This is a genomic window from Acinetobacter sp. CAU_H_S170_2, from assembly GCF_058890445.1.
In genome coordinates this window covers 3,313,763-3,340,300 of the sequence record NZ_JBZYAE010000001.1, presented here as the reverse complement: position 1 = coordinate 3,340,300, position 26,538 = coordinate 3,313,763, and the positions used below count along the sequence as shown (strand labels likewise).

The window sequence follows — 26,538 nt, the reverse complement described above, 5'->3', positions numbered from 1 at the left end:
GAGCTAGCCAAGCTGAGTTTTCAACTTGGCTGATTCGGCTTAATAGGCATAGTTGAGGTCGGTATAATCACTCAATGATTTCTGTACATGCGCTTGGATAAATTCACGTACATCGGCTGTGGTCATCGGTTCACCATTTTTGCTGATGGCATGCTCAATGTCGGGCTGACCCTCAATTTTGATGCGATAAACAAAGTTTTTCTTGGCTCTGTATTGTTCATCATTCTTAGCAATGACCGTGACGTAGTGATAGCTATGTTCAAAGTTCAAGTCGGTATGGGCAAAAACAAACTGGTCGAAAAGTTTCAGTGTGGCGCCATTTTCCAGGGCTTGAAGTTCCTCCACAATACTGGCTTCAAACTTCATTCCATATTTTTCTGAAATCGGCTGTTGGTCAATCAACAGGCTAACCATACCATCTTCAGTGGGTTGTACAGTGATGTTACTCAAGTCCGTCATGGCATATGCTTCAAAAATGGAGTTGGACATCAGTATCCGCAAAAATTGAAAAAAGACAACCTTTTCTGAACTTGAGATCATGTTGCAGATGACTAAGCTTCAGTTTGACGCATAAAAAAAGGAAGCCGAAGCTTCCTCTTAAGTGACACATTTTAGTCTTGTGCATCAATACTTTGACCATTCATATGCAAACTGTCATCGCCCATCAAGTACAGATAGGCAGGCATGATATTTTCAGGCGTTGGCAATATTTTTGGATCTTCATCGGGATAGGCTTTTGCACGCATTGCAGTGCGGGTCGCCCCTGGATTGATACAGTTAAAGCGGATATTCGGTGAGGTATTTTCTTTAGCAAATAGTTGGCTGACCGCTTCAATCGCGATCTTAGACACGGAATATGCGCCCCAACGTTCACGCGTTTCACGTCCGACACCTGAGCTGGCAAAAACTACGGAGGCATGCTCAGATTTTTTCAGAAGTGGCATTAGCTCTTGAGTCATAACGAATGGCGCACGCAAGTTGACGGCCATGACATCATCCCAGACATCGACAGGATAATTTTCCAGTTCTGTGCGCTCACCCAAGATGCCCGCATTATGCAAAATGCCATCTAGGCGCCCAAATTGGCGCTCTAAAGTGTCGACCAATAATTCATAATCACGAGGAGAGGCGCTCGACAGCTGCAAGGGTAAAATTGCAGGTTGCGGCGCACCTAAGCCTTCAATTTCATCATAAATGACTTCGAGCTTATTTAAGGTACGCCCATGCAGCACCACAGTTGCGCCGTGTAGGGCATAACTTAATGCCGCAGCACGACCAATACCATCGCCCGCACCTGTAATTAAGATGATGCGATCTTTGAGCAGATCGGGGCGAGGTTGATATTCTGAATATTTCATCATTACCTCCTCGTTATTTTGATTTTTTAATTGTGATCAAGTCAGTGAAGTGGACGGTATAGTTTGACTCACAAGAGACTGAATAACATCGTCCAATTCAGCCACAGTCTTCACTATACAATCTGCTTGCCACGCTGTTAAGTCATCTTTGTGCGCGAATGGTAAATAACCATAAGCCGCCAAAATGGTATACATTTGTGCGTTACGACCTGCATCGATGTCACGTGGATGATCGCCGACATAGATACAGTCTTCAGGCGCAATCGCGATGTGCTTGGCAGCCAAATACATCGGCTCAGGATCAGGCTTAGTCTGAGAGACATCTTCAGGGCAGACCAAAACCGCACAGCGCTCTGTCAAATTCAGCGCATTTAATAATGCTTCACTGAGCCAGCGCGGTTTATTGGTGACGATGCCCCAAGGAATCTCTTGGTTTTCAAGTTTTTCAAGTAGCGGATACATGCCCGAAAACAGGTCAGTATCTACTGCGATATCGGCACCGTAGATATCTAAAAAACGCTGACGATGTGCCAGAAAAACCGGGTCTTCGACTTCCAGCTCTGGATAAACCAATTTCACCATCGCCCGTGCACCTTCAGAGACTTGGCTGCGGATCAGGTCTGCGTCGACCACAGCGACGCCTTTTTCACGGCACATGTCTTGAATAATACGAATAAAGTCGGCAGCCGTGTCGATCAGTGTGCCGTCAAGGTCGAATAGGACGGCTTTCATGCAGCACCTTCTTTGACGGTATAGACCATGTAATTGACATCGACATTTGGCGCTAACCAATAGCGTTTGGTCAAGGGATTGTAATGTAAACCCGTCATGTCTTTCAGTTTGAGCCCTGCGCCGCGAATATCATGTGCCAGTTCTGAGGGCTTAATGAATTTTTGATAATCGTGGGTGCCTTTGGCTAACATGCGCAGTACATATTCAGCGCCAATAATGGCAAACAGGTAGGCTTTGGGATTACGGTTAATGGTAGAGAAGAATACATGACCACCTGGTTTCACCAGTTTATGGCAGGCTTCAATGATTGAGGCTGGATTGGGTACGTGTTCCAACATTTCCATGCAGGTCACAATATCGTATTGTCCTGCTTGTTCTTCTGCGAGCTGCTCCACTGGAATTTGGCGATATTCGATATGCTCAACACCTTCTTGTTTTGCATGTAAACGTGCCACATTCAGGGGGGCCTCGCCCATATCAATGCCGAGCACATCTGCACCACGACGTGCCATACTTTCAGCTAAAATTCCGCCACCACAGCCGACATCAAGGACTTTTTTTCCATTGAGTCCACCTGCATGTTCATCAATCCAGTTTAAGCGCAGTGGATTGATCATATGTAAAGGGCGGAATTCCGAGTGCTGATCCCACCATATGGCAGCAAATGCTTCAAATTTGGCAATTTCTTGTGGATCAACATTCAGTTGCGACATCGTCGGCACCTCAATTTAAGTCATGATATTTAAAATGTTCAATAGGGCTTAGTGTAGCGTTTATTCTAGAAAAAGCGATAAAAGCCTGAAAAAAGTTCACAGAATGAAAACGAATTTGGCATATTTGATTTATAGTATTTGCATAAACTTATCATAATGATTTTGAGGACAATAAGTTCAATGAAAAAACTCCTTTTGAGTGGCTTAGCAACCGCTGTTTTCGCAATTTCGGGCAGTGCATTGGCTGCAAATTTTGTGGCAGGTCAGGACTATATCGTCGTACCAACACCTGTACAGGTGGAAGTGCCAGGAAAAATTGAAGTCCGCGAATTTTTTTGGTATGGCTGTGGTCACTGTTTTAAACTTGAACCCCATATGCAGACTTGGTTGAAAAAACTACCGAAAGATGTGCGTTTTGTGCGTACGCCAGCAGCCATGAATCCAGTGTGGGAGCAAGCGGCGCGAGCTTATTATGTGTCTGAGGCCTTGGGTGTGCGTAAAAAGACTCATCTGACATTATTCCATGCCATTCATGATCAAAATCAACCGATTCTAGAGCAACCTGCTTTAGCCAAGTTCTATACTCAGTTTGGTATTCCAGAAGCGAAATTTAACAGCACTTATAAATCATTTGCGATCACTTCAAAAATTGCCCAAGCACAAGACTTAGCCAAGCGCTATCAACTCAGTGGTGTTCCTGCGGTGACGGTGAATGGTAAATATATTGTGCAAGGTGAAGATGCTAAAGTGACTCAAGTCGTGGATTACTTGATTGAAAAAGAACGGGCTGCCAAATAAGCTGAATCTGTTTTAAGTCCTTATTCAGTTAAAAAAGCCTGCTGATGCAGGCTTTTTTATGGATTAACGATGTTTATTGCACACTCGATGCTGGCTGCAATAAATCCTCATAACGTAGCTCAATTTTTCTTAAGGTTTTTAAGCGCCAAAGTTCATGACGGGCTTCGGCTTCATAGCCATTAAAGGCCAAGAGTTTGGCAAATTTGGTCAAATCATAGGGAATCGGGTAGTTCAGCACCATTTCCTCATAGTCACGAATTTGCTCAGGGCTGACTTTGCTGTATGGATTTAACTGAATCCATTCAATGCGGCGGTTAAACTCAGAGAGCAGTAAAATGTGATCTTGATTGGTGAACTTTTCAGGGGTGTGTTCATAACGTGAAGCCTCATTCAGCTTCGGTACCATCAACTCATAGTCACGAATAATCAGTGCGACCAAGACCACACAGACAGTGAATGTGATCGGCATGGCAAAGCTCGGTAAAGTCCATGTTTTTACTTTTTGCTGAGATTGAATAATGCCTAGAATCAATCCGAGTGGCAGCAAGAAATAAGCGTAGAACAACGGAAATTCGAGCATACCGTGAATCAGTAAAGCGCCGACCATCAGAAGTCCAATCACAGATTCGAGCGATGTCGCATACTTTTGCAGTTGATAGCCCCAATAGCTGAGATAGGCAAAAAATGGAATCGCAATCACTAACCCATTCCACACAATAAAGTCGAGAATGAAGTTGTGCGCACTTTTTACCCAAACGGGGCCTTGGAATTGATCACTGATTAGGGTGTAAGCTACACTGGTTTGATGCCAACCATAGCCAAACCAAGGTCGCTCAGCAATGGCATGGAGCATCTGTTGCCAAATGGCGATACGTGACATATCACCTGTTGCACGAGCGATAACCTCTTTCGTTTGAGTGACATCGACATTCGATAGTTGAATCAAAAGTTGGTTCAACTGGGGAAGTAGGATAATAAAAGAAATAAACAATACAAACCATGCTAGGGCACTATACCACTTCAGTTGAATAGCACCTTTGTGCTGCTGATAGAGCAAATACAGCAGCACACAGATACTAGCGACCCATGATGTGCGTGACTGACTCAGGGCTACCGCAAATAGTATCAATGCCGCACTTGCGCACAGCAGAATTGAGTTAAATTTTTTCTTTTCAAATAGGTACAGTGTGCCGAGTAAGGCCAGAATTAAGAAGCTCGCCATATTGTTCGGCTGCGCAAAGTTGGCATAAGGCCTTATTCCTTTGAAAGCGGTCATGCCAGGAATGTACTGTTCAATATTGAGCCATTGGCAGACGGCAATAATTGCTGTGACGATGCCTACCACCCAGAAGACTGTACACAGTCCACTAAATAATTGCTCACGTTCTAAGGGTTTTTGGCTCAGGTTAAAACCTAAAACCATACTCAGCCAGAATGCAAAGATATATAAGCCACACATCAGTGCTTTGCTGAAAAAGAACAGCTCGCCAAAACCGTACTGAATGAAGGGCACCAGACTCAATAGCAATAGTGGCAGACTCACTTTCGGGAGCAAGAGTTTTTCTTTTAAAAATAAGGCAGAGAGTGCAAATAAAGATAAAAATGCAAACAATTCACCTGTATAGGTGACCCAAGGTCGATAATGAATGGGCAATAGCCATGCCAAGACAATACAGACACTCGCCGCTAAAAAAAGAAAAAAACGCATAGGAGCTACAGATGAAAAAACTGGCTCTATGATAGTGAAAAAGCATCCAAGTTTGAGCAAAGCGCATTAAAAATTTTGTAATACAGCAAAAATTACGTCTGCGAGCGGCTTAATGCAAAGTCGGATTGGCGTGTTTGGTTTGAGTAGATGGTCGTTGCCAATTGGAGATTCCGCGGAACATGAGTTGAATCTGCACGATGGTTTGCAGTTTAAATTCAGTCTGCTGCTGGCGTAGTTTCTCGGGAGCCACATCTCGACTCAAACCAATCCAGCACATGGCCCAGTTAAAGGAGGCATCCATTAGAATATTGGCCAAAACTTTGAGGTCTTCGCTGTCATGAATATGTTGCATGCTTTCAATACGGGTTAATTCATGGGCGAAGTCATCGATTAAAAAGGCAATTTCTCGCTCAACGGCTGCACGGATCAAGGCTGACCCACCCCAACGTTCTCCAATCAAGAAAATCCACTGTTCAGGATGTTGCTCTACAGCATGAAAAAATAGATCTAAACTATGCTCAATCGTGGCATGTGGACCATAAACATAGCTTTGTCCCAATTGGGTCAACATACTTTTGATGTGGAGCGCCGCTTGGTCGACCAGTTCAAGTCCCAGCTCATCCAAATCATTAAAGTGGCGATAAAACGCGGTCGGTACTAAACCCACTTGGCGAGTGACTTCACGGAGACTAATGCGAGCAAAGGAACGTCCCGAGGTGCTGAGTTGTAATGCAGCATTCAGCAAAGCTTGGCGGCTTTGTTGTTTACGTTCTTTTCGAATCGACATAGATGATTGCCTCAGCCTCTTTTAAGCTTCAGTTTAACAAAGAATATGGATGGGTAGGGAAACAGGCGATCAATTACAAATGCAATGCAGTCAGACAAATGCTTTGGGTCTGCTTCTGCTATACTATGCGCCAACCTATTTAGTCAGATGAAGGGCGTATTATGCGTATCGACCAACGAACATTAGATCAATTACGTGATGTCACCATTACTCGTAACTACACACGTTATGCGGAAGGTTCGGTATTGGTTGAGTTTGGTCATACCAAAGTTCTTTGTACGGCAAGTATTGATAACTCCGTACCACGCTTTTTAAAAGGCAAGGGTCAGGGCTGGGTAACCGCTGAATATGGCATGTTGCCACGTTCGACGCATACCCGTAGTGACCGTGAGGCTGCGCGTGGTAAGCAAAGTGGTCGTACGCAAGAAATCCAACGTTTGATTGGCCGTAGTCTACGGGCCATGGTGGATTTAAAAAAACTCGGTGAAAACACCATCACCATCGACTGTGATGTGATTCAGGCGGATGGCGGTACACGTACTGCTGCGATCACCGGTGCTGCCGTGGCCCTGATTGATGCGATGAACACGTTGCTTGAGAAAAAGAAAATTAAGCAAGATCCATTAAAAGGCCTAGTGGCTGCAATTTCAGTCGGTATTTTCCAAGACGAAGTGCTTTTAGACTTATGCTATGAAGAAGACTCAAACTGCCAAACGGATTTAAATGTGGTGATGACTCAAGCTGGCGAGTTTATTGAAATTCAAGGCACGGCAGAAGATAAACCCTTTACCCGTGTACAGTGCAATGCCATGTTAGAAATGGCGGAAAAGGGCATTCAAGAATTGGTGAAAAAACAGCAGCAAGCACTGGGCTGGTAAGTTTTAACCCAATAAAAAACGCACTTGAGAGTGCGTTTTTTATTGGGTGTGGATTGAATGCGAACTATTGGAATTAAGCATTAAAACGCATAGAAAGGTCGACTGCTTTGACATCTTTGGTCAATACACCCATCGAAATATAATCCACGCCTGTGCTTGCGACTTCGCGCAAGTTGGCAATGGTAATATTCCCTGACGCTTCCAATTTACACCGTCCTGCAACATGCTTGACCGCATCAATCATTTGTTGCTGGCCAAAGTTATCTAACATCACGATATCGGCTTGGGCTTCCAATGCTTGCTCTAATTCCGCCCAGGTTTCAACTTCGACTTCGACAGGTTTGCCTGGGGCAATTTGATGTGCTTTGGTAATGGCTTGTGCGATGCCGCCTGCCGCCATGATGTGATTTTCTTTAATTAAAAAAGCATCGAATAAACCTAAACGATGGTTTTGACCGCCACCGACAGCGACAGCATATTTTTGGGCAATACGCAGACCCGGGAGGGTTTTACGGGTATCCAGCAATTTGGTGTTTAAGCCATCGAGTTGTTTGACATATTCCGCCGTTTTGCTGGCCACAGCAGATAGCGTTTGTACAAAGTTGAGCGCAGGGCGTTCAACCGTAAGTAAGCTGCGTGCTGAACCTGCCAATTTAAAAATGGTTTCATTGGCAAGAACCAGATCGCCATCGTTTTTGAGCCACGTGATTTGTATACTTGGATCAAAAGCTGCAATTAATGCATTGACCCAAGGCTGACCTGCAAGAATCATGTCTTCACGGCTAATAATGGTCGCAGTCGCTTGTTCATCTTCAGGCGTCAAAAGTGCCGTAATATCGCCATCACCGATGTCTTCTTGTAATGCTTGTTGAATATTCAGTTGAATAGATTGTTCAAGCAGTTGTTGCGATATGCTCATCCGATTGTCCGTATCTTTATAGAAGCCATGAAAATTGCGCAATATATTAGCATTTTTCCTGAAAAAGGCGTGAAAATTTCAGAATCAAACGCTGATCAATTTGAGAAATGACGGGGAAAGATTTAGCATGAGAGACATTAAAAAAGATTGTCCAAAGGGCGTAATGGGTTTGAGGAATAAAAATATGCAGGTCATTCCGTCGTTTCAAGTGCAAGCAGGGCAACTGCTGGGAGCAAGACAAATTCCATCGCCTAATTTTAACGCACGTCCTGTGGATACTGAGATTCAACTGATTGTCATCCATAATATCAGTTTGCCTCCCTCACAGTTTGGTGGCGGTTATATTGAACAATTTTTTCAAAATCAATTGGATTGGTCAGTACATCCATATTTTCAAACCATTCAAGGCATGCAAGTCTCAGCGCATTTACTGATTTTAAGAAGTGGCGAAGTCTTACAATTTGTCAATTTTAACGACCGTGCATGGCATGCAGGGCGTTCAAGCTATTTGGCCAAGAAAGAGTGTAATGATTATTCGATTGGCATTGAGCTTGAGGGCAGTGATGACTTGCCTTTTGAAGATGCCCAATATGAAACATTGGTACACGTGACGGCTTGTTTACAACAGGCCTATCCTCAAATTCAACAGCATTTGGCAGGACATTCCGATATTGCGCCAGGACGTAAGACCGACCCAGGCACATTTTTTGATTGGTTAGACTATCGAAATCGTTTGCAGCAGTTAAAAAGTCAATGAATTGAGAGTCGACAACAACATTAAACAATCAAATATTCGCTGAAGTTTCATTACAATAGCGGCAAATGAAAAACTAGGTGGATACGATGGCGCTGTGGCGGTCAACCGTAATTGTAAGTGCAATGACCATGCTTTCTCGGGTCTTGGGTTTGGTACGAGACATTGTCTTACTGAATGTCTTTGGTGCGGGGAAAGATTTCGATACCTTTGTGGTTGCTTTTCGTATCCCGAACTTCTTCCGTCGGCTATTTGCTGAGGGAGCATTCTCACAGGCGTTTATTCCAGTTCTGACCGAATATAAAACTGGCCGTACCCATGCGGAAGTTCAAATTCTGATTAGCCGTGTCTTTGGTTGTTTAATGACGGTTATGACGGCTCTGACTTTCTTGGCTATGGTTGCGGCGCCTGCCGTATTGTATATTTATGCACCGGGCTTCCATGCTGACCCCGAAAAGTTTGATCTTGCAGTTTCGATGTTCCGCCTCACTATTCCTTATTTATTGTTTATGTCGCTGACAGCCTTTGCCAGCAGTATTCTAAATAGTTATGGTTCCTTTGCTTCACCCGCCTTTTCACCAGTATTGCTGAATGTTGCGATGATTGCAGGAGCATGGTGGTTGACGCCGTATATGGCGGAGCCGATTATGGCACTCGGTTGGGCGGTGATTGCTGCGGGTGTATTGCAACTGGCGATCCAAATTCCTGAACTTTGGCATAAAAAATTACTGATTCCGCCGAAAGTTGATTTTAAACATGAAGGGGTGGATCGCATCATGAAATTGATGCTGCCTGCGCTATTTGGTGTTTCTGTCACGCAAATCAATTTACTCCTGAACACCATTTGGGCTTCGTTTATGCAAGACGGTTCAGTGTCATGGTTGTACAGTGCGGAACGTATGACTGAGTTACCTTTGGGCTTGATTGGGGTAGCGATTGGTACGGTGATCTTACCTGCATTGTCGACCCGTCATGCAGAGCAAGATATGTCGAAGTTCCGTGGCATGATGGATTGGGCTGCAAAGGTGATTGTTCTGGTGGGGGTACCTGCCAGTATCGCGCTGTTTATGTTATCGACCCCCATTATTCAGGCCCTGTTCCAACGCGGTCAATTCACCCTTGAAGATACACAAATGACGGCTTTAGCGCTGCAATGTATGAGTGCTGGGGTGATTTCATTTATGTTGATTAAAGTCTTTGCACCCGGATTTTATGCGCAGCAAGACACCAAAACGCCAGTCCGTGTCGGTTTAATGGCCGTTGCCGCAAATGCGATTTTAAACGTGGTGTTTATTGGCTTCTTTAAACTGATTGACTGGCAGGCAGAGCATATGGCGCTGGCTTTAGCGTCTTCGGGCTCTGCTCTAGTGAATGCGGGGATGCTGTATTTCTATTTACACAAGCGCGATATTTTCCGTTTTGGTGTACACTGGAAAAAACTATTTATCCAGTTTGGTATTGCTAACGCCATGATGATTGCGGCATTGTGGTATGCATTGACTTGGTATAATGGTGATGTTTCACAATGGATCCGTGTTGCAGAAGTGCTCGGGCTGTGCGTAGTCGGCGTTGTGGCTTATGCGGTTGGTTTGCATCTTACAGGCTTTAGGCCACGTCACCTCAAACATGAAGCCTAAAACAAGGTACTTCTTTGTTTTATGCTTCAAAAGACAAGCGAAGCACGTAGCTTAAAAATAAGCAGTGCTTGATTTGAAAATAGATTGAAATTAATAAAAAGCCTGATCACGAAGATCAGGCTTTTTATTTTGTATATATGTCCCGTCCTGAAATAAGTTTACACCTTTAAGAGGCTTATTTTATGGAACATGAACGAGAACAAAGAGTTAAGCGTACACAACGTGATTATAGCTTTGCCTTTAAAATGATGGTGGTACATGAAGTAGAAAAAGGGCAAATTACTTATAAACAAGCTCAGGCAAAATATGGTATTCAAGGAAGATCAACTGTGCTGGTATGGTTACGCAAGCACGGACAACAGGACTGGACTTCGAATATGCCGCCTTCTTCTAAACGCCAATTAACACCCCAACAACGAATCCGCCAATTAGAAAAGCAGTTAGCCGCAGAAAAGCTTAAAACTGAATTTATTCAGGATGTGATTTATCACATTGATAAAGAATGTGGGACTGATCTTGGAAAAAAGTATACCGAGCACGTTTCAAAGATTGGCAAAGCCAAAGAGGACTAAGCGTTTCACGTTATTGTCAGTGGTTGGGAATCACCCGACAAGCTTATTATCAAGCAGAAAAACGTGCTCAAATGACTGCACAAGCAACTGAACAAATACTTGAGTTGGTTATGGAATATCGTTGTCTCATGCCAAGTATCGGAACACGTAAGTTGTATTGGCTTATTAAAGGCAAATTGTTGCAGCGTGGTTTAAAGTGTGGACGGGATCAGTTATTTAAAATATTGAAAGAGCATAATTTATTGATTCGCCCCAAGCGTCGCTATACAAAAACTACGGATAGCAAGCATTGGATGAAGAAGCATCCAAATTTATTAAAGGATTATTCAGCAGTGCAAGCCAACGAAGTCTTTGTTAGTGATATTACTTATGTTGAGAGTGCTGAAGGCGTACATTATTTATCATTGGTGACAGATGCTTATACCCGTCAGATTAAAGGTTATAAGTTATCGAATGATATGCGTGCGGAGAATGTTATGCAGGCTCTACATATGGCGATGCAGCATGTGACGGATCGAGCGACTAGGATGATTCATCATTCAGACAGAGGCTCTCAGTATTGCTCTGAGCTATATCAATCGGCATTGCGCCATTATGGGATATGTCCTTCCATGACAGATGGATACCTTGCGAAACAGTGTTTCTCATATCAAAATGCATTAGCAGAGCGGATTAATGGAATATTAAAGCAGGAGTTTTTAACTACACGATGTCAAACCATGAAGGAGTTAGATCACTTAATTACGGAATCTATCATGATTTATAATTACTATAGACCACATTTAAGTTTAAATATGAACACCCCGAATCAGATGTATGAGCAAACTAAAACCGAGCTAATTGCTTAACTCGGTTTGAAGTGGAATACTGTCAATCTATTTCAGGACAAGACAATAGCATTACCTTTGCATTGCTACCTTATTTTGGCAACACTTCAATCAGTTCCACATCAAAAATCAAGGTGCTATTCGGTTCAATCACATCACCTGAACCAATTTGGCCATAGCCCAGTTTAGCGGGAATAAAGAAACGATATTTTGCACCTTCTTTCATTAGTTGTAAGCCTTCAGTCCAACCTTGAATCACTTGGCTGACTTGAAACTCCGCAGGCTGTTGGCGTGCAATCGAGCTGTCAAAAACAGTTTGATCAATCAAACGTCCTTCATAATGGACTTTGACTTTGCTGTTGGCCTTAGGTGACTTGCCTTGGCCTTGTTGCAAAACCATATACTGCAAGCCTGAAGCCGTAGTTTTTACATCTGCTTTTTTCGCATTTTCAGCTAAAAAGGCTGCACCAATTTTGGCATTTTTATCAGCCAGTTGCTTAACTTCTAATAACTGTTTTGCCTCAGCTTGGCGTTTATATTGGGTGAGTACTCGCGCCATGTCTTCATCACTTAATGAAGCAGCTTGACCTTTAGATGCTTCACGTAACCCTTGCACAAAAGCATCGAGATCTAAATCTTGAATTGATTCGGCATTGCTACGACCCATGAGATAGCCAAAGCTATAACCGACTTGTTGGTTGATGCTGCTTTTATTATTAATCGGTGCAGCAAAAACAGGTGTAGAAAGTAACAAGCCACAGAGTAATGTTGTTTGAATTTTCATATTGTATTCTCAATAAAAATAGGAGAGCAAAAGCTCTCCTTTGATTGACTTGTCTTATTTTACTTTGATCAGTTCAACATCAAAAATAAGCGTGCTGTTGGCGGGGATCATGCCGGGTACACCTTGTGGGCCGTAGCCTAAGTTAGAAGGGATGTAAAGTGTCGCTTTCCCACCTTCTTTCATGAGTTGTAGACCTTCAGTCCAACCCGGAATCACTTGGTTTAAAGGAAACTCAATCGGTTCGCCACGTTCAAGCGAACTATCGAAGACTTTACCATCGACCAATTGGCCTTTGTAATGCACGGTCACGACAGAGCTGGCAGTGGGTTGCTTGCCTGTGCCTTCTTGCGTAATTTTGTACTGTAAGCCTGACGCTGTGGTTTTCACCCCAGGTTTTTTCGCATTTTCAGTTAAGAAGCTGTCACTGGTTGTTTGTGCTTGCTTCGCATCATTGGCCTGCTTTTGCTGCATTTCTTGTTGGAACTCCTCATAGGCTTGTTTTAATTCTTCTTCGGTATAGGCGGGTTGGCTACGGGCATGACCAGCACGGACACCGGTTACAAAACTGTTAATATCGAGTTCTGGTGGAGTTTGATGAGCAACCTCATAACCTAGTGCATAGCTAATTTTTTCTACGGCAGATGCATTTTTTGAAACTTGGGCTTCGGCTGAAGCTGGGTGTTGAGATGCATAATAAACGGGAACAAGTGCAGCACCGCCTAGAATAACAGCTACAGCAATGGGTAAGGCTTTACTCATGTGAAATTTTTCCTAATTCTATTACATTCAAAAAGTTTTTTAGCATCTTAGCAGACTTCATGAATGACGTGTTTTGTACCACCAGTACATTTTCAAATTAATATATGCCGAAGTCCTTAAAAAAACTATAAGGATTTGAATATATAAACGTTTGTCATACAAAATAAAAAGCCAGAAATCAAGTTCTGGCTTTTTATCGGTTAGAGAATGTATTTAGTCTGATTCTTTATTCGCTTTATAGGCATAAGCATAGTTATAGCCATAGCCATAGCCATAGCCTGCACTTGAACGCTGAATATCGTTCAGGATAAAGCCATTCACTTTCACACCAGCTTGTTCGAAGCGATTCAGGGTCAATTCAAGCTCCTTCATCTGCGTTTTCGCATAACGGGCAATCACTAAGTTAACCCCTGTGTATTGAGCAATAATGATGCCATCCGTCACGGCTAAGACTGGTGGGGTATCAATAATCACATGATCAAACTTCTCTGACATTTGCTCTAATAGATTTTTGAACTGGTTAGAGCTTAGTAATTCAGAAGGATTGGTAGGACTTTTCCCGCGAGAAATTACACTTAAACCTGGCACTTCTGTAGGACGAATAACCGTGTCTAAACTTTGTTGACCATTGAGTAACTCTGTTAAGCCAGGTTGTGTGTCGAGATTAAAATACTTGTGTAAATAACCACGACGTAAGTCTGCGTCTATGATTAATACGCGTTTGTCACTTTGTGCCAAAATTGTGGCTAAGTTGGTTGAGATAAAGGATTTACCAACTTCAGGTGCTGGACCTGAAATCGTAATCAGATTATTTCGGGCAGAGCTTAGCGCGAAATGGATGGCTGTACGCATGCTTCTTAAGCTTTCAATAGCAATATCATCACTATTTTTAACAGCCAGAATAGGAATATTCTTTTTCTTCTTTAAAATCTTAATGCGGCTTTCTTGTACAGGCGAACGTGGAACCGTTGCATACACGGGAAGATCCAATTCATTTTCAATTTGTGTGGAGTCTTTGATCCCTGAACGCATCATATTACGTAATAATGCCAAGAGTGTACCGAGGAAACCACCCAAGAAAATAGAGAGAATTAAAATCTGTAGTTTTTTGGGTGCAATTGGTTCAATTGGTTCAACAGCTGTATCGACAATACGAACATTACCAATCTCACCTGCTTTAGCAATACGTAGCTGTTGATAAGAGTTAAGTAGGGCAGTATATAATTGCTGTTTGACTTCAACTTCACGGTAAAGCTGTAAATAACGACGTTGTAAATCTGGCAGTTCTTTTAATGTCGCATTTAACTCCCCGATTTTTTTATTAATAGCTCCTAGTTGCGCATTCATTTGCTGCATGACGGGATGTTCAGAAGTATATTTGGCACCAGCTTCAGCCACTTGTTGTTCAAGTTGTGCTTTTTGTGTCTCTAAGGTTACGCTTTGGGTTAAAAATAACTCAGATTCTTTCGTGACATCTACAGTGTTGTATTGTTGGCGAAATTTATTGAATTCACGCTCTGCTACATCAAGTTGTTGTTTCAGCTCTGGTAGTTGTTCATCTAAGAATTTAAGTGTTTGCGCTGTTTCAGCTGAACGACGTTCAATGTTTTGTTGACTATAAGAAACCAGAATAGCATTGAGTACTTGGGTAATATGAGTTTTGTCTGTACCTTGATAATTGAGCCCAAGAATACCTGTTAACTTTCCTTTTTCTGCGACTGAATAATTTGTCAAGATATTATTGACAGCAGCTGGTAGAGATTGTTTTTGAATGAGATAAACATCATTCAGTTGGTCTTGTGTATAAATAGAAATATTCCACAAGCCATCCGCTGTACGTAAGGTATTCGATTGGTTCGTTTTTCCTGTTAAAATGACTTGTTCAGTTTGTGTATTCGTTAAACTAAACTGACCATCTTTAAAGCGAAGTTCAAGGTTTTTATCACGGAAGTTTGATGGAACATTAAACTGGCGAATATCGAATGCTTTTTCATCATCTTTAAACAACACCGATTTCGGCTGGTACTCTGTTTGATAATGGTGTGGAGATAATAGACGATCAGTAAATGAATTTTGCGTGCCCGAAATTTTAAGATCTAAATTCAAATGTTGAATAACATTGCCTAATACCAAACGCGATTTTAAAATTTCGATTTCTGCTTGAGCGGGTTGTTTTTGCTCAACCATGCTCGAGAGATCACCTAATAGAGCTGCGGAAGCGCCTTTATTTTCTTCTACTTGTACCAAGGCGTCGACCGAATAGGTATCCGGAGTTGCTCTTAAGTATAGTAGGGCGCAAATTAGACTCAAAAGGATACACAGCGCAATTAACTTCCATTGTGCGATCAATGAGAAAAATAATTCTTTTAAATCAATAGTATCTTCTGTATTTGTAGTTTGGCTCATAATCGTACATCAAAGTTAAATATGTTTAGTCCAATCTGCTACACAGGCTTGTATAAGCAGGGAAGTTTCATCAAAAAAAGCTTGATCATGTTGATAGGGGTCAGGAATATTTTTTCCTTGCCAATGACCTAAGCGAAATGTTTTTCCTTTCGCAAATGGCCATGTTTGCTCAATATGCTTCTGTTGATTTTGGCTCATGACTAAAATGAGATCTGCTTGCTTAATCAGTTCAGCATTAAGTTTTCTGGCAATATGTGGACTCATGTCAATTCCAATTCGCTCCATGCAAAGCTTTGCTTTGTCATCAGCCGCATATCCAATCATGCCAGAAATGCCTGCAGAATGAATGGTGAGTTGAGGGTAATTTTGTTTGAGTAGGTACTCTGCCATAGGGCTACGACAGATATTACCTATACAAACGACCAAAATATTTTTGAACTGCATTATTGCCCCACACGATCAATATTATAAATCACGTTTGAGAATGGAATGACTTGATTGATGACACGTTGCCAGCGCGTTAAACCTGAGGCATCGATATACACAATATCATTGCTTTGCATTTGAAATTTATTTGCCAATCCAAAATCACCAATACTGGTTAAATCTAGGTGATAGACATCAGTGATCCCTGCATCACGATGACTACGAACCACATAAATTTTGCTTCGGCTTCCTGAAAGTGGATTCAAACCGAGACTTTCCCCAATGACATCACTTAAGCTAATACCCTGATCTCGCATCGGGATCGGTTTGTTTTGTCCAGATTCACCCATAACATAAATTTTCTGATTTTCTTTTGAGTTTACATAAAGAGTATCGTTAGGTTGAATCAATAAATTGTGTAGTGAATACCCAGCTTTTTCAAGCGAAATACTATTCAAATTATAAGTTCTACCTTGGCGGACAAGTGTAATAGAGGTGTTATCACCTAGTTGGGTATTAACACCGCCAGCTAAACCTAATGCAGTATAAACACTGGTGGGTTGGTCAGTTAAAGTAAACTGTCCACCTTTCATGACACTGCCTTGTACAGAGTAACGTTGTCCTTGGTAAGATAGAACGCGAGCAATGACGTCGGGAGTTTTTAAATACCGTGAAAGCTGGCTACGTAATTCTTGGTTGACTTGTGTTAAAGGCTTTCCTGCGGCTTTGTAGCGACCAATAATAGGGAACTGGATATAACCACTTTGATCAATTTGATAACCATTCGATTTAATAGCTTCTTCATTACTGATGGCACTTGTTGGAGGTGTAATCTCAGGATAAGCCCATAGATAAATTGAAAGAATATCTCCAGCACTGAGCTTGTAATTTTTTTGAGGAATGCTGAACAAATGAGCAAAATATTCTTGATTGTATTGGGCAAGTTGGACAGCTGGTAATGATGTTTGGGTGAGTTTCACAACATTGACTTGTGTACCTAACTCTGTTTGATACATACCTTCATCAGGTAAATCATAAGTTTGTAGTCCAGATGTAAGAGCGCATCCAGTAGATGTCATGATAAAGGACAATAGAATTATAGATTTAAAATGTCGCACAAAAATTCCCATTTTAGATTTTTTAAAATCATTTCAATTAAACAACATTTTACCGAAGTTCGCTTTGGGGTATATAACAAATTGTAATCAATTTTATAGTAAAGGTTCTTCTCGGCCTATCAATGTTATACATTTTGTGAAATTTATCGTACTAAGATAGGTAAATACATTGCTAAATCGTACTGAAAAATGGAAAAATGGAAAAATGAAAGACCATGCTTAGTGTTTGGTAAAAAATCATAACAGAAAATTCATGTTTTTCTGGTAGTATGGCCGCCGATAAGATTCATGTTCATAACAGAAATAAATAAGGCGTTAAAATGCTACAACTCTCTGATCTGAAAATAGCAGTGATTGGTTTAGGCTATGTTGGTTTGCCATTGGCAGTCGAATTTGGTAAAAAAGTGCCGGTTGTTGGGTTTGATATACACACAACACGGATTGAAGAATTAAAAAGTGGCCAAGACCATACTTTAGAAGTTTCTTCAGATGAGTTGAAAGACGCAACTTATTTAAGTTATTCATCTGATTTGGCTGATTTACATAGTTGCAATTTTTTTATTGTAACCGTACCAACACCTATCGATGAGTTTAAACAACCTGATTTAACACCCCTTATAAAGGCTTCAACCAGTATTGGAAAGGTGCTTAAAAAAGGTGACATTGTAGTATATGAATCAACGGTATATCCAGGTGCTACTGAGGAAACATGTATTCCAGTACTTGAACAAGTGTCTAATTTAAAATTTAACCAGGATTTTTTTGCAGGTTATAGCCCAGAAAGAATTAACCCGGGTGATAAATTACACCGAGTCACGAATATTTTAAAAATTACTTCAGGATCAACACCTGAAGTTGCTGACTTTATTGATCAAGTTTATAACTTAGTTATTGAAGCAGGTACGCATAAAGCAACCAGTATTAAAGTGGCTGAAGCGGCAAAAGTGATTGAAAATACTCAGCGTGATGTCAATATTGCCTTGATTAATGAATTGGCCGTGATCTTTAATAAAATGGGAATTGATACCGAAGCCGTATTGCAAGCTGCCGGTACCAAATGGAATTTCCTACCGTTCCGTCCAGGTTTGGTAGGTGGACACTGTATTGGTGTCGATCCGTACTATCTGACTCATAAGGCACAGTCTATTGGCTATCACCCTGAAATTATTCTTGCAGGTCGCCGTTTAAATGACGGTATGGGCGCTTATGTGGTTACCCAGCTGGTCAAGGCGATGATCAAGAAAAAAATTCAGGTCGAAGGTGCCAAGGTTTTGGTTTTAGGCTTAAGTTTTAAAGAAAACTGTCCGGATATTCGTAACACCAAAATTATTGATATTGTTAATGAACTGACAGAATACAATATTGCTGCCGATGTGTATGACCCATGGGTAGATACAAGCGAAGCTCAATATGAATATGGAATTACTCCAGTCACAAATCTTGAACAGGGTCAGTATGACGCGGTGATTTTAGCTGTTGCCCATGATCAATTTAAAACTATGGGGGCCGATGCATTACATGCCTTGGGTAAATCAGCACATATTTTGTATGATCTGAAATATGTACTGGATCAATCTGAATCTGACCTTCGTCTGTAATTTATAGGGATTCTATACATGAGCCAATATCAAACTGTATGTGAGCAATTAGAACAAGCACCTAAAACCTGGTTAATTACCGGTGTGGCAGGCTTTATTGGCTCAAATTTACTGGAAACTCTTCTAAAGTTAAATCAAAATGTGGTGGGTCTGGACAATTTTGCTACAGGTCATCAGCATAATCTGGATGAAGTGCAAAGTCTGGTCAAGCCTGACCAGTGGGCAAACTTCAAGTTTTATGAAGGGGATATCCGTAATTTTGAAGATTGCCAGAAAGCATGTGTAGGAGTGGACTATGTCTTGCACCAGGCTGCTTTAGGTTCTGTGCCGCGCTCGATTGCCGACCCAATTACCACCAATGCAGCCAATATTACCGGCTTTTTAAATATGCTGACGGCTGCACGTGATACAGAAGTAAAAAGCTTTACCTATGCCGCCAGCAGTTCAACTTATGGTGACCATCCGGCACTGCCTAAAGTTGAAGAAAATATCGGCAAGCCACTTTCGCCATATGCTGTCACCAAATACGTAAATGAGCTTTATGCTGAAGTATTCGCACGGACTTATGGGTTTAAAACCATCGGTTTGCGTTACTTCAATGTGTTCGGCAAGCGCCAGGACCCGAATGGTGCCTATGCAGCGGTGATTCCAAAATGGACGGCGGCCATGATTGCCGGTGATGATGTGTTCATTAATGGTGATGGTGAAACCAGTCGTGATTTCTGTTTTATTGAAAATACTGTTCAGGCCAATATTCTGGCAGCCACCACACAAAATGATGAAGCTAAAAATCAGGTTTATAATGTAGCAGTCGGAGATCGTACAACACTCAATGATTTGTTTAATGCTATTAAAGCAGCTTTAAATGAAAATGGTGTGACTTATACTAAGGAACCTGTATATCGTGATTTCCGTACTGGAGATGTCAGACATTCTCAAGCCAGTATTGCTAAAATACAGTACTATTTGGGTTATAAACCACAGTTTAGAATTAATGAAAGTATCTTATTAGCAGTATATTGGTATATTTATAAATAAGATGAATAGACTGAAAGAAAGCTATATATTAAAAGCAGCTTTAATTGTTTTTTCAACAGTCGGAGCTGCTTTTTTAAATTTTATATTGCAAATAATATATGCGAGAAATTTAAGTATAGAGGATTACAGTCAACTCTCTTTATATTTAAATTTTATATTATTAATCATGCCAGTAGTAGGAGCAGGAGTTCAAAATTTTTGGATTAAATGTAGTGCTAAAAAACCAGAAAATTTTATATATTGGGTTGTGCCATCTTTAAACTTCATAAAAATAACGTTTTTAATATCTTTGATTTTTCATGTATTGTTTTGTGTTATTTATGTAGAAGGAAGTTATTTAGTTTATTTTTTAATCACATTTTTTATATTATCACAGGTGGCAATTGATTTAATTAATTCTATTAATATTATTAATAAAGATACATTAAATTATATATTTTGGAGGTGTTTCGCACCATTTTTAAGATTACTGCTTGTGCTAGGTTTGATTGTTTTAGGGCTTATTGATTTATTGTATATTGGGTTAGTATACTTTGTATCTTGTATTTTTCCTGTCTACTATTTTTTCAAAAAAATAAAAAAATATAAAAGTGAAGATACTATCTATAATAGTTTAGATGTTTTTAAAAATTGTTGGATGTATAGTGCTTCTGGAATTTTATATTTGGTTTACTTACAAAGTAATTCATTAATCATACCTTATTTCTATGATATTAAGTATGTTGGTCTTTTTAATATTCCTGTATTGTTAATCACTGTGGTATTAATGTTTCCAACAATTCTGTTTCAGAAAGTTTTTGCGCTTAGAATTAATGAGGTTTTTTATAATGATAAGAAATTATTAAAAGAAATAATAAAAAAATCTAATATTATAATGTTTTTTTCTGGATGTTTTACGACATTGTGTTTTTATTTATTAAGCCCACTTATTGTAAAATATTTTTTTGGGGAAAATTATTTTGAAAGTATAAAGTTAATAAAAATACTCGCATTTCTTATTCCATTTGCATTTGTTATTACCCCAATGTCATCCATTCATATTAGAAAAAAGGATCTTTATACCAAGGTGTACATAATGCTTTTCATTGCAATATTGCATGTAATTTTAATATTTTCATTTCAACCATATTATGGTGTAGAGGTTTTTGCTTATGTAACTGTATTTAGTTATTTTTTATTAAGTATATGTTTCTTTTTTTCTTCACGTTATTTAGTAGAGAGAGTTGAGTGAAATTTAGCATCATAATTCCATTTTATAATAATGGAGAGTCTTTGGGTATATTGGATGTAGTTTTAAATGATTACCAAGATGATCCTGAAGTAGAGATTATATTTATAGAAGATAAGGGTAATGATGGGGATTATTTCATGCTTTTAAATAGGGTTAATGGAATTTCTAATGTAAAGGTGCTTAGGAATAATATTAATTCTGGCCCAGCAAGAACTCGTATTAATGGAATTAAAGAAGCATTAGGTGAATATTTATTTTTTTTAGATGCAGATGATGGGTGGTGTAAAAATAGAGCATATGAAATTTATAATATTTGTAAATCAAGAAACTTAAATATAATAGGTGGGCATGCTGAAGTTTGTGATAAATTTGAATTTAAACAGAAAAGATATGAAAATATAAAGGAAGAAAATTATATCAAGCCTATTAGTATTAAAGATGCGATTTTTTTTAACCCTTATAGTACATCTTCAGTATGTGTTAAAAAAGAGATAATATTAAAACATTTATTTGATGAAAATATGAGATATGCTGAAGATGTTGATTGTTGGAGAAGGATTATTATGCTTGAAGGGAAGGCTGCAAAACTTTCTAAAAGTGGTTCATATCTATTTAAACATGCATATCTAAGTGGAAATGGTCTTAGCTCAAATACTCTAATGATGACAAAAGGTGCTAATTACTCGCTTCTTAAAATCTTGAAAAATAGGAGATCCACTATTAAAATAAAAATTTATTGTATAATAGGGTTAATTTTTGGGTTGATAAAGGGTATATTTAGAGAAGTTAGAAAAATGGGAAAAATACTATGAATCTTATTACTGGTTATTATGGATTTAAGAATTTTGGTGATGACTTATTTGTTGCAGTAATGGAAAATTATTGTACTGCTAATAATATAAATTATCATATTGAATTATCAAATAATGGTAAATTTTCTAAATTTGTAACAAGAATATTTAAGATAGATGAAAGCTCAAGTATTACATTAGCTGGTGGGTCAATTTTAGGAAATGTAGGCGGTTTGAGTGTTAGAAATTTTGAAAAAATAATTCATAATTTTAAAAAAAATAAATACAGTGCTATTGGTGTGGGTTTACATAACTCAGATAATATTGATGTTGGCTTAATAGCTAAGATGGGATTTATAGGTATCCGTAGTAAGAAAGATTATAATATTGTTAAGAAGCTTAATTCTCAATGCTACTATACTTCAGATTTAGCATATGCGTATGATATAAAGGATATAAAAAATAATAGAAAGAAATCTTTAGGAATAATTATAACAGAAGTAGGTTTCTTGGGTTCTAATATTCACAATTTAGATAAAATTATGCATAGTATTAAAGATTTTTTTGATAAAGATATAGTTATTAATGTGTATATATTTCAATCAATAATGCCGCAAGATATAACATTAGGTAATCTAATTTGTTCTAAAATTAATGAGTATGATTTTACTTGTGAAGTATTTATTCATGAGACTGTTGAAAAAACAATATGTAGTTTGTCGGAAAATTTATTTATAATATCTGATAGGCTTCATGGAGCAATATTAAGTCATAAATTAAATATTCCATTTCTAATGTCTGTTCATCATGAAAAATGCAAAGACTTTTTAACTGATATTAATTATTCTTTTGATGAGGCAAATCTAAAATTTATTAGCCCGTATTCTTTTGAAAAGGCAATTAATTATTCATTAAATCTAGGAGTAATTGAGTCTAATAATATGACTGAATTATCATTAAATGGGCTCAATATGTGGAATAATTTTCTAAGTAATTAATATATGCAAAAATATTATTTTTTTTCAGGGATGATATTATTATATATTTTAATGTCATCAATTTTAAGAACTTCAGGTAGCGGGGCGATAGAGTCTTCTGCTGATAGGATTGCTTTAGCTGATGGTATAGCGGCATTACTAATCTTTATTTATTTTTCTTTTTATGGGATAAAAAAAAATATTTATATAAATAAATATTATATAACATTATTGCCTTTGTTTTTTATTTTTTTATTAAGTGCCATATTTGCCTTCTCACCACAAAGGTCTGTAGTTGAAATAATAGCTATTCTATTAGGAGTTTTGTTATCCATATCAATAATGAATATTTTAAAGGATTTTCCAGACAGTATATTGAAGTCCTTTTTTAATTCTTATGTTTTTTTATTAGGTTGTTTATCATTAGTATTTATATTGGATTTTTTATTTTTTAATGTGTTTTCTAGAAACATTGGGGGATTAACTGGAACTTTCAGAAATACTGGTCAAGCGGGCTCATTTTTGGGAGTGCATTTAGCAATAATTTTAAGTTTGCTTTTGTCAAAAATAATTAGTTTTAATTCTAGAAACATATTGTTTACTCTTATTATTTTTTCTGCACTTATTTTAACTTTTAAAAGAGCTGCAATTTTAGGATTTTTAATAGGTTATGGCTTGCTCTATTTTAAGCTATTTTTCTCTAAAAGTTATTTAAATAAGAAATTATTTTTATATTCAAGTCTTATTGTTGGTATTTTTTTTCCTATTTTTTACATCTTATTCCTTTGGGCTAAGGAGAATGTAGAAGGTTTGAGTTGGCGTGCTGAAAGTAAATTTTCTCAAGATTCTGTTGAAGACTTTAAAACTGGTTTTCTAAGTGAAAATATTTTAGCATTAAAAGATGCTTTTAATGAGTCTCCATTAGTAGGAATTGGTCTTGGAAATGTGGAGCTCACTGATTTTGGTTTTGAAATACATTCAAGTTATATGTCAATAATCGCAACGTCAGGATTATTAGGAGCTATTTTTTATTTTATTTCAATGTTTTTTATTTTGTATAGCATTTTTAATACACAATATTTGCATAAAAGTCAATATAGAGATTTTTTTTATTATTTTCTTCCCTTGTTTATAGGTTTGATGGTTTCTTGGTCTTATACAAATCATCTTAGGAAAAGAGAATATTGGTTTATGTTAAGTATTGTTTTTGTTGTTATTTATTTCGCAAAGAGAATTAATTCTAGTAAGAATTAAAGGTGCATTATATGAGTTTAAAGTATAAGTTTTTTTCGTTCATTCCTCATTTTTTGCAGAATTGCATTATAAGTTTTTTAAATAATAAAAATTATATTATGCGACATGGTGGAAAATACGACGAGTTTAGAGAGTATTATAAAAAGGCTGATTTTTTAAATAGTAATGATTTGCAATTGGCTATTAATGAAAAAAAGGATAATTTCCTAAATTACTCTGTAAATAAATCTAAGTGGTATTCTACATATAAAAATATGAATTTTAGTGATATTCCACCTTTAAATAAGGTTGATCTTATTAATAATTTAAATGATATAAAAACTATTGACGAGGCTAAAGGTATTATTAGCTTAACAGGAGGTACTACGGGTGCTTCTATGAAAGTGATTTATACTCAAGAAGATATGCAGGAGCGTTTTGCAATACTTGATCATTTTCGTGCTAAACATGGTTATACTTTAGGGAAAAAAACGGCATGGTTTTCTGGGAAAAATCTTATTACAAAATCGGACTTGCGAAAAAGCCGTTGTTTTCATTATGATTTTATAAATAAAATTAGGTTTTATTCAACTTTTTTAATTAATTAGGACTTACGCATTGACGGATTCAAAAAAGTATTAAAATACTTTATAAAGTATCTGTGATCAGACGAATTAAAAATGCTTCTACAGCAACTTGTACTCTACCCATTTATATGGGCTTTCTCATGACAGAACCGAACTCTATTAGCTGCACACAACTTGCCGAGACTTATAATATCTCGCATGATAGTGTAAATCGCTTTCTAGAGCGTGAAGACTACACACCTCACGACCTATATCAAGAAGCAATTCAACATATTGATAATAATAAACTTATAGTCAGTATTGATGATACTGTTTTAGATAAACCATATAGTCAACATATGGACTTGGTTGGCTATTTTTGGTCAGGCAAACACCACCGATCCGTCAAGGGGATTAATCTCATTACCTTGTATGCGACAGATCAGAATGGTCAAAATATTCCAATTAATTTCCGAATTTATGACAAATCTGAGGGTAAAACCAAGAATGATTACTTTATGGATATGTTAAGTGAAGTACTTAGTTGGGGTGCAAAGATTCAATTTATTACAGGTGATAGTTGGTATTCATCGACTGCAAATCTAAAAACCATAAGAAAACATGGTATTCGATTTATGTTTGGTATCGACTGTAACCGTAAGGTTTCCCCAGAAAAAGGACAATGGTTTCAACTGCGTTTATTGCCGAATTTCCATCAGGGTCAAGTGGTCTGGCTCAAAGATTTTGGCTTTGTACAATTATTTAAGACTCAGTTAAAAGAACAGCAGAGGTTTTATATTGTGCATCAAGATGAAGATGATTTATTGTCCTTTGAGGGTTTTCATGAATTACATTCAAGTCATTGGAAAATAGAACAATATCACCGAGTGATTAAACAGGTTTGTCATATTGAAAAGTTTCAAGTAAGACGATCTAAACTGATTTTGAATCATATTTTTTCAGCCTTGATGGCCTACGTTGAGATACAAAAGAACCAGTTTGAGGGGATCTTTGCAAATGTATATCGTTGGCAGAAGAAATTATTTAGACCAATGATCAAAAACTTCATTGATGACTTTATTCTCGATAAAAATCATCTGCTACCACAGAGAGTCTATAAATAACAGTGCGTAAGTCCTATTAATGTAGAAAATTTTGATATTTATTGGCAGGATTTAAATAAATTTAAACCAGAGTTTATTGTAGGATTTCCTTCAAGTGTATATGAGCTTTGTAAAATAGCTAAGTCTAGGGGATTAAAGCTTGAAACACCTGTAAAGGTATTTTTCCCAACAGCTGAAACTGTATTACAGGAACATCGTACGGTCATTGGTGAGATTATGGGGTGTAAATTAGTTGATCAATATGCCTCTTCTGAAGGTGCACCCTTTATACTCGAATGCGATCAAGGAAAGTTGCATTTACATCCTTTAACAGGGATTTTTGAAGTAGTAGATAGTGAATTAAAACCTTCTAGTAAAGGTGAATTATTGGTTACCTCCTTTACTACACATGGAACGCCTTTAGTAAGATACCGAATAGGGGATTCGGTAGAATTAGGTTCTAGTATGGAGTTTTGTGCTTGTGGTTCAAAATTTCCAATTATTGAAAGCATTCAAGGACGAACAACTGATTATATTTATTCTGAAGAATGTGGAAAAGTTAACCTAGGCAATCTTAGTAATTCAACAAAAGATGTTGAAGGAATAATTTGTTTTCAAATTTTACAAGATAATTATGATTCTCTTGATTTATTTATTGTAAAAAATAATAAATTCAACAAATTGGAAGAAAATAAGTTTATTTCTTCTTTACGCGAACGTGTTGGGGAAAAAATTGGTATTAATATTACCTATGTTGACAATATTGCAAAAGAAAAAAGTGGTAAGTTTAGAATTGTAAAAAATAATTTGAAAATTGAGTAATAG

26 protein-coding genes are annotated in these 26,538 nt (G+C 38.2%); 14 read left to right on the top strand and 12 right to left on the bottom strand.

Going from position 1 to position 26,538, the window contains the following annotated elements; translation table 11 throughout:
* Positions 1-39: 39 nt before the first annotated feature.
* The 4 genes from AC5EUN_RS16350 to ubiG all read right to left on the bottom strand — a co-directional run bounded on the left by AC5EUN_RS16350 (position 40) and on the right by ubiG (position 2,803).
* Positions 40-459 (bottom strand): hypothetical protein, encoded by a 420-nt coding sequence (locus tag AC5EUN_RS16350; RefSeq protein ID WP_493352494.1) that lies wholly within the window; start codon positions 457-459, stop codon positions 40-42.
* Between the two features lie 152 nt (positions 460-611).
* Positions 612-1,358: a YciK family oxidoreductase gene (locus AC5EUN_RS16345; RefSeq protein ID WP_279043934.1), complete on the bottom strand. Its 747-nt coding sequence runs from the start codon at positions 1,356-1,358 to the stop codon at positions 612-614.
* Between the two features lie 36 nt (positions 1,359-1,394).
* Positions 1,395-2,090, bottom strand: a complete 696-nt coding sequence (locus AC5EUN_RS16340; RefSeq protein ID WP_493352448.1) for an HAD family hydrolase — start codon at positions 2,088-2,090, stop codon at positions 1,395-1,397.
* On the bottom strand, positions 2,087-2,803 hold the full coding sequence (gene ubiG / locus AC5EUN_RS16335; RefSeq protein WP_419277039.1) for a bifunctional 2-polyprenyl-6-hydroxyphenol methylase/3-demethylubiquinol 3-O-methyltransferase UbiG: 717 nt from the start codon (positions 2,801-2,803) through the stop codon (positions 2,087-2,089). The genes AC5EUN_RS16340 and ubiG overlap by 4 nt, the downstream gene beginning before the upstream one ends.
* 180 nt (positions 2,804-2,983) lie before the next feature.
* Here ubiG and AC5EUN_RS16330 point away from each other — a divergent pair, with 180 nt between their 5' ends.
* The gene (locus AC5EUN_RS16330) at positions 2,984-3,601 is read left to right on the top strand and encodes a thiol:disulfide interchange protein DsbA/DsbL (RefSeq protein ID WP_004684194.1); all 618 of its coding nucleotides are present in this window, start codon (positions 2,984-2,986) and stop codon (positions 3,599-3,601) included.
* A 73-nt stretch (positions 3,602-3,674) separates the two neighbouring features.
* On the opposite strand, the gene AC5EUN_RS16325 is transcribed toward AC5EUN_RS16330, so the two are convergent.
* Both AC5EUN_RS16325 and AC5EUN_RS16320 read right to left on the bottom strand, forming a co-directional pair.
* Positions 3,675-5,309, bottom strand: coding sequence for an O-antigen ligase family protein (locus tag AC5EUN_RS16325; protein ID WP_493352447.1), 1,635 nt, complete (start codon positions 5,307-5,309; stop codon positions 3,675-3,677).
* 109 nt (positions 5,310-5,418) lie between these two features.
* The gene (locus AC5EUN_RS16320) at positions 5,419-6,096 is read right to left on the bottom strand and encodes a TetR family transcriptional regulator (protein ID WP_493352446.1); all 678 of its coding nucleotides are present in this window, start codon (positions 6,094-6,096) and stop codon (positions 5,419-5,421) included.
* A gap of 161 nt (positions 6,097-6,257) precedes the next feature.
* Here AC5EUN_RS16320 and rph point away from each other — a divergent pair, with 161 nt between their 5' ends.
* Positions 6,258-6,974, top strand: a complete 717-nt coding sequence (gene rph, locus AC5EUN_RS16315; protein WP_004684198.1) for a ribonuclease PH — start codon at positions 6,258-6,260, stop codon at positions 6,972-6,974.
* Positions 6,975-7,047: 73 nt separating this feature from the next.
* Here rph and nadC read toward each other — a convergent pair whose 3' ends face one another.
* Positions 7,048-7,893, bottom strand: a complete 846-nt coding sequence (nadC, locus tag AC5EUN_RS16310) for a carboxylating nicotinate-nucleotide diphosphorylase (protein WP_151837031.1) — start codon at positions 7,891-7,893, stop codon at positions 7,048-7,050.
* A 184-nt stretch (positions 7,894-8,077) separates the two neighbouring features.
* Between nadC and ampD the strand changes: the two genes are divergently transcribed.
* From ampD to AC5EUN_RS16295, 3 genes are all read left to right on the top strand, one after another.
* Positions 8,078-8,650, top strand: coding sequence for a 1,6-anhydro-N-acetylmuramyl-L-alanine amidase AmpD (ampD, locus tag AC5EUN_RS16305; protein WP_151837034.1), 573 nt, complete (start codon positions 8,078-8,080; stop codon positions 8,648-8,650).
* Positions 8,651-8,727: 77 nt separating this feature from the next.
* Positions 8,728-10,284, top strand: a complete 1,557-nt coding sequence (murJ, locus tag AC5EUN_RS16300; RefSeq protein WP_493352445.1) for a murein biosynthesis integral membrane protein MurJ — start codon at positions 8,728-8,730, stop codon at positions 10,282-10,284.
* 182 nt (positions 10,285-10,466) lie between these two features.
* Positions 10,467-11,704, top strand: a protein-coding gene (locus AC5EUN_RS16295; protein ID WP_493352444.1) for an IS3 family transposase whose coding sequence is annotated in 2 segments (ribosomal slippage) — positions 10,467-10,803 and positions 10,803-11,704 — 1,239 coding nt in all. Because the reading frame shifts where the segments join, the coding sequence is not laid out codon by codon here.
* A 70-nt stretch (positions 11,705-11,774) separates the two neighbouring features.
* Here AC5EUN_RS16295 and bamJ (AC5EUN_RS16290) read toward each other — a convergent pair.
* The 5 genes from bamJ (AC5EUN_RS16290) to AC5EUN_RS16270 all read right to left on the bottom strand — a co-directional run bounded on the left by bamJ (AC5EUN_RS16290) (position 11,775) and on the right by AC5EUN_RS16270 (position 17,176).
* Positions 11,775-12,467, bottom strand: a complete 693-nt coding sequence (gene bamJ / locus AC5EUN_RS16290; protein ID WP_005401609.1) for a BamJ family beta-barrel-assembly machinery protein — start codon at positions 12,465-12,467, stop codon at positions 11,775-11,777.
* A gap of 54 nt (positions 12,468-12,521) precedes the next feature.
* Positions 12,522-13,226 carry a BamJ family beta-barrel-assembly machinery protein gene (bamJ, locus tag AC5EUN_RS16285; RefSeq protein ID WP_493352443.1) on the bottom strand — a complete coding sequence of 235 codons (705 nt, stop codon included), beginning with the start codon at positions 13,224-13,226 and terminating at the stop codon, positions 12,522-12,524.
* A 213-nt stretch (positions 13,227-13,439) separates the two neighbouring features.
* Positions 13,440-15,632: a polysaccharide biosynthesis tyrosine autokinase gene (locus AC5EUN_RS16280; RefSeq protein WP_493352442.1), complete on the bottom strand. Its 2,193-nt coding sequence runs from the start codon at positions 15,630-15,632 to the stop codon at positions 13,440-13,442.
* A gap of 15 nt (positions 15,633-15,647) precedes the next feature.
* A complete protein-coding gene (locus AC5EUN_RS16275) occupies positions 15,648-16,076 on the bottom strand; it encodes a low molecular weight protein-tyrosine-phosphatase (protein WP_493352441.1) in 429 nt (142 codons plus the stop codon).
* Positions 16,076-17,176, bottom strand: coding sequence for a polysaccharide biosynthesis/export family protein (locus AC5EUN_RS16270; RefSeq protein ID WP_493352440.1), 1,101 nt, complete (start codon positions 17,174-17,176; stop codon positions 16,076-16,078). Before AC5EUN_RS16270 ends, AC5EUN_RS16275 begins: the two co-directional genes overlap by 1 nt.
* Before the next feature lie 320 nt (positions 17,177-17,496).
* On the opposite strand from AC5EUN_RS16270, the gene tviB reads away from it, so the two are divergent.
* From tviB to AC5EUN_RS16225, 9 genes are all read left to right on the top strand, one after another.
* The gene (tviB, locus tag AC5EUN_RS16265; protein WP_279742800.1) at positions 17,497-18,774 is read left to right on the top strand and encodes a Vi polysaccharide biosynthesis UDP-N-acetylglucosamine C-6 dehydrogenase TviB; all 1,278 of its coding nucleotides are present in this window, start codon (positions 17,497-17,499) and stop codon (positions 18,772-18,774) included.
* Positions 18,775-18,792: 18 nt separating this feature from the next.
* Complete coding sequence (locus AC5EUN_RS16260) at positions 18,793-19,812, top strand: NAD-dependent epimerase/dehydratase family protein (RefSeq protein ID WP_493352439.1); 1,020 nt, start codon at positions 18,793-18,795, stop codon at positions 19,810-19,812.
* Between the two features lies 1 nt (position 19,813).
* Complete coding sequence (locus AC5EUN_RS16255; protein WP_279742798.1) at positions 19,814-21,043, top strand: lipopolysaccharide biosynthesis protein; 1,230 nt, start codon at positions 19,814-19,816, stop codon at positions 21,041-21,043.
* On the top strand, positions 21,040-21,855 hold the full coding sequence (locus AC5EUN_RS16250; protein ID WP_493352438.1) for a glycosyltransferase family 2 protein: 816 nt from the start codon (positions 21,040-21,042) through the stop codon (positions 21,853-21,855). Before AC5EUN_RS16255 ends, AC5EUN_RS16250 begins: the two co-directional genes overlap by 4 nt.
* Positions 21,852-22,832: a polysaccharide pyruvyl transferase family protein gene (locus AC5EUN_RS16245; RefSeq protein ID WP_493352437.1), complete on the top strand. Its 981-nt coding sequence runs from the start codon at positions 21,852-21,854 to the stop codon at positions 22,830-22,832. The genes AC5EUN_RS16250 and AC5EUN_RS16245 overlap by 4 nt, the downstream gene beginning before the upstream one ends.
* 3 nt (positions 22,833-22,835) lie before the next feature.
* A complete protein-coding gene (locus AC5EUN_RS16240; RefSeq protein ID WP_279742795.1) occupies positions 22,836-24,065 on the top strand; it encodes a hypothetical protein in 1,230 nt (409 codons plus the stop codon).
* Positions 24,066-24,076: 11 nt separating this feature from the next.
* Entirely contained in the window at positions 24,077-24,652 is a 576-nt protein-coding gene (locus AC5EUN_RS16235; RefSeq protein WP_493352436.1) for a hypothetical protein, read from the top strand.
* Between the two features lie 53 nt (positions 24,653-24,705).
* Complete coding sequence (locus AC5EUN_RS16230) at positions 24,706-25,734, top strand: IS701 family transposase (RefSeq protein WP_074964441.1); 1,029 nt, start codon at positions 24,706-24,708, stop codon at positions 25,732-25,734.
* A gap of 216 nt (positions 25,735-25,950) precedes the next feature.
* Positions 25,951-26,535: a hypothetical protein gene (locus tag AC5EUN_RS16225; RefSeq protein WP_493352435.1), complete on the top strand. Its 585-nt coding sequence runs from the start codon at positions 25,951-25,953 to the stop codon at positions 26,533-26,535.
* Positions 26,536-26,538 lie beyond the last annotated feature (3 nt).

What these genes read in the sequence shown, in the direction of transcription:
- AC5EUN_RS16275 (WP_493352441.1), bottom strand. Translation starts at nt 16,076, where the DNA reads ATGCAGTTCAAAAATATTTTGGTCGTTTGTATAGGTAATATCTGTCGT.
- AC5EUN_RS16345 (WP_279043934.1), bottom strand. Translation starts at nt 1,358, where the DNA reads ATGAAATATTCAGAATATCAACCTCGCCCCGATCTGCTCAAAGATCGC.
- rph (WP_004684198.1), top strand. Translation starts at nt 6,258, where the DNA reads ATGCGTATCGACCAACGAACATTAGATCAATTACGTGATGTCACCATT.
- tviB (WP_279742800.1), top strand. Translation starts at nt 17,497, where the DNA reads ATGCTACAACTCTCTGATCTGAAAATAGCAGTGATTGGTTTAGGCTAT.
- AC5EUN_RS16340 (WP_493352448.1), bottom strand. Translation starts at nt 2,090, where the DNA reads ATGAAAGCCGTCCTATTCGACCTTGACGGCACACTGATCGACACGGCT.
- AC5EUN_RS16350 (WP_493352494.1), bottom strand. Translation starts at nt 459, where the DNA reads ATGACGGACTTGAGTAACATCACTGTACAACCCACTGAAGATGGTATG.
- bamJ (WP_493352443.1), bottom strand. Translation starts at nt 13,226, where the DNA reads ATGAGTAAAGCCTTACCCATTGCTGTAGCTGTTATTCTAGGCGGTGCT.
- AC5EUN_RS16240 (WP_279742795.1), top strand. Translation starts at nt 22,836, where the DNA reads ATGCAAAAATATTATTTTTTTTCAGGGATGATATTATTATATATTTTA.
- AC5EUN_RS16320 (WP_493352446.1), bottom strand. Translation starts at nt 6,096, where the DNA reads ATGTCGATTCGAAAAGAACGTAAACAACAAAGCCGCCAAGCTTTGCTG.
- ampD (WP_151837034.1), top strand. Translation starts at nt 8,078, where the DNA reads ATGCAGGTCATTCCGTCGTTTCAAGTGCAAGCAGGGCAACTGCTGGGA.
- AC5EUN_RS16330 (WP_004684194.1), top strand. Translation starts at nt 2,984, where the DNA reads ATGAAAAAACTCCTTTTGAGTGGCTTAGCAACCGCTGTTTTCGCAATT.
- bamJ (WP_005401609.1), bottom strand. Translation starts at nt 12,467, where the DNA reads ATGAAAATTCAAACAACATTACTCTGTGGCTTGTTACTTTCTACACCT.
- AC5EUN_RS16235 (WP_493352436.1), top strand. Translation starts at nt 24,077, where the DNA reads ATGAGTTTAAAGTATAAGTTTTTTTCGTTCATTCCTCATTTTTTGCAG.
- AC5EUN_RS16325 (WP_493352447.1), bottom strand. Translation starts at nt 5,309, where the DNA reads ATGCGTTTTTTTCTTTTTTTAGCGGCGAGTGTCTGTATTGTCTTGGCA.
- AC5EUN_RS16245 (WP_493352437.1), top strand. Translation starts at nt 21,852, where the DNA reads ATGAATCTTATTACTGGTTATTATGGATTTAAGAATTTTGGTGATGAC.
- ubiG (WP_419277039.1), bottom strand. Translation starts at nt 2,803, where the DNA reads ATGTCGCAACTGAATGTTGATCCACAAGAAATTGCCAAATTTGAAGCA.
- AC5EUN_RS16280 (WP_493352442.1), bottom strand. Translation starts at nt 15,632, where the DNA reads ATGAGCCAAACTACAAATACAGAAGATACTATTGATTTAAAAGAATTA.
- AC5EUN_RS16255 (WP_279742798.1), top strand. Translation starts at nt 19,814, where the DNA reads ATGAATAGACTGAAAGAAAGCTATATATTAAAAGCAGCTTTAATTGTT.
- AC5EUN_RS16260 (WP_493352439.1), top strand. Translation starts at nt 18,793, where the DNA reads ATGAGCCAATATCAAACTGTATGTGAGCAATTAGAACAAGCACCTAAA.
- AC5EUN_RS16225 (WP_493352435.1), top strand. Translation starts at nt 25,951, where the DNA reads ATGGGGTGTAAATTAGTTGATCAATATGCCTCTTCTGAAGGTGCACCC.
- nadC (WP_151837031.1), bottom strand. Translation starts at nt 7,893, where the DNA reads ATGAGCATATCGCAACAACTGCTTGAACAATCTATTCAACTGAATATT.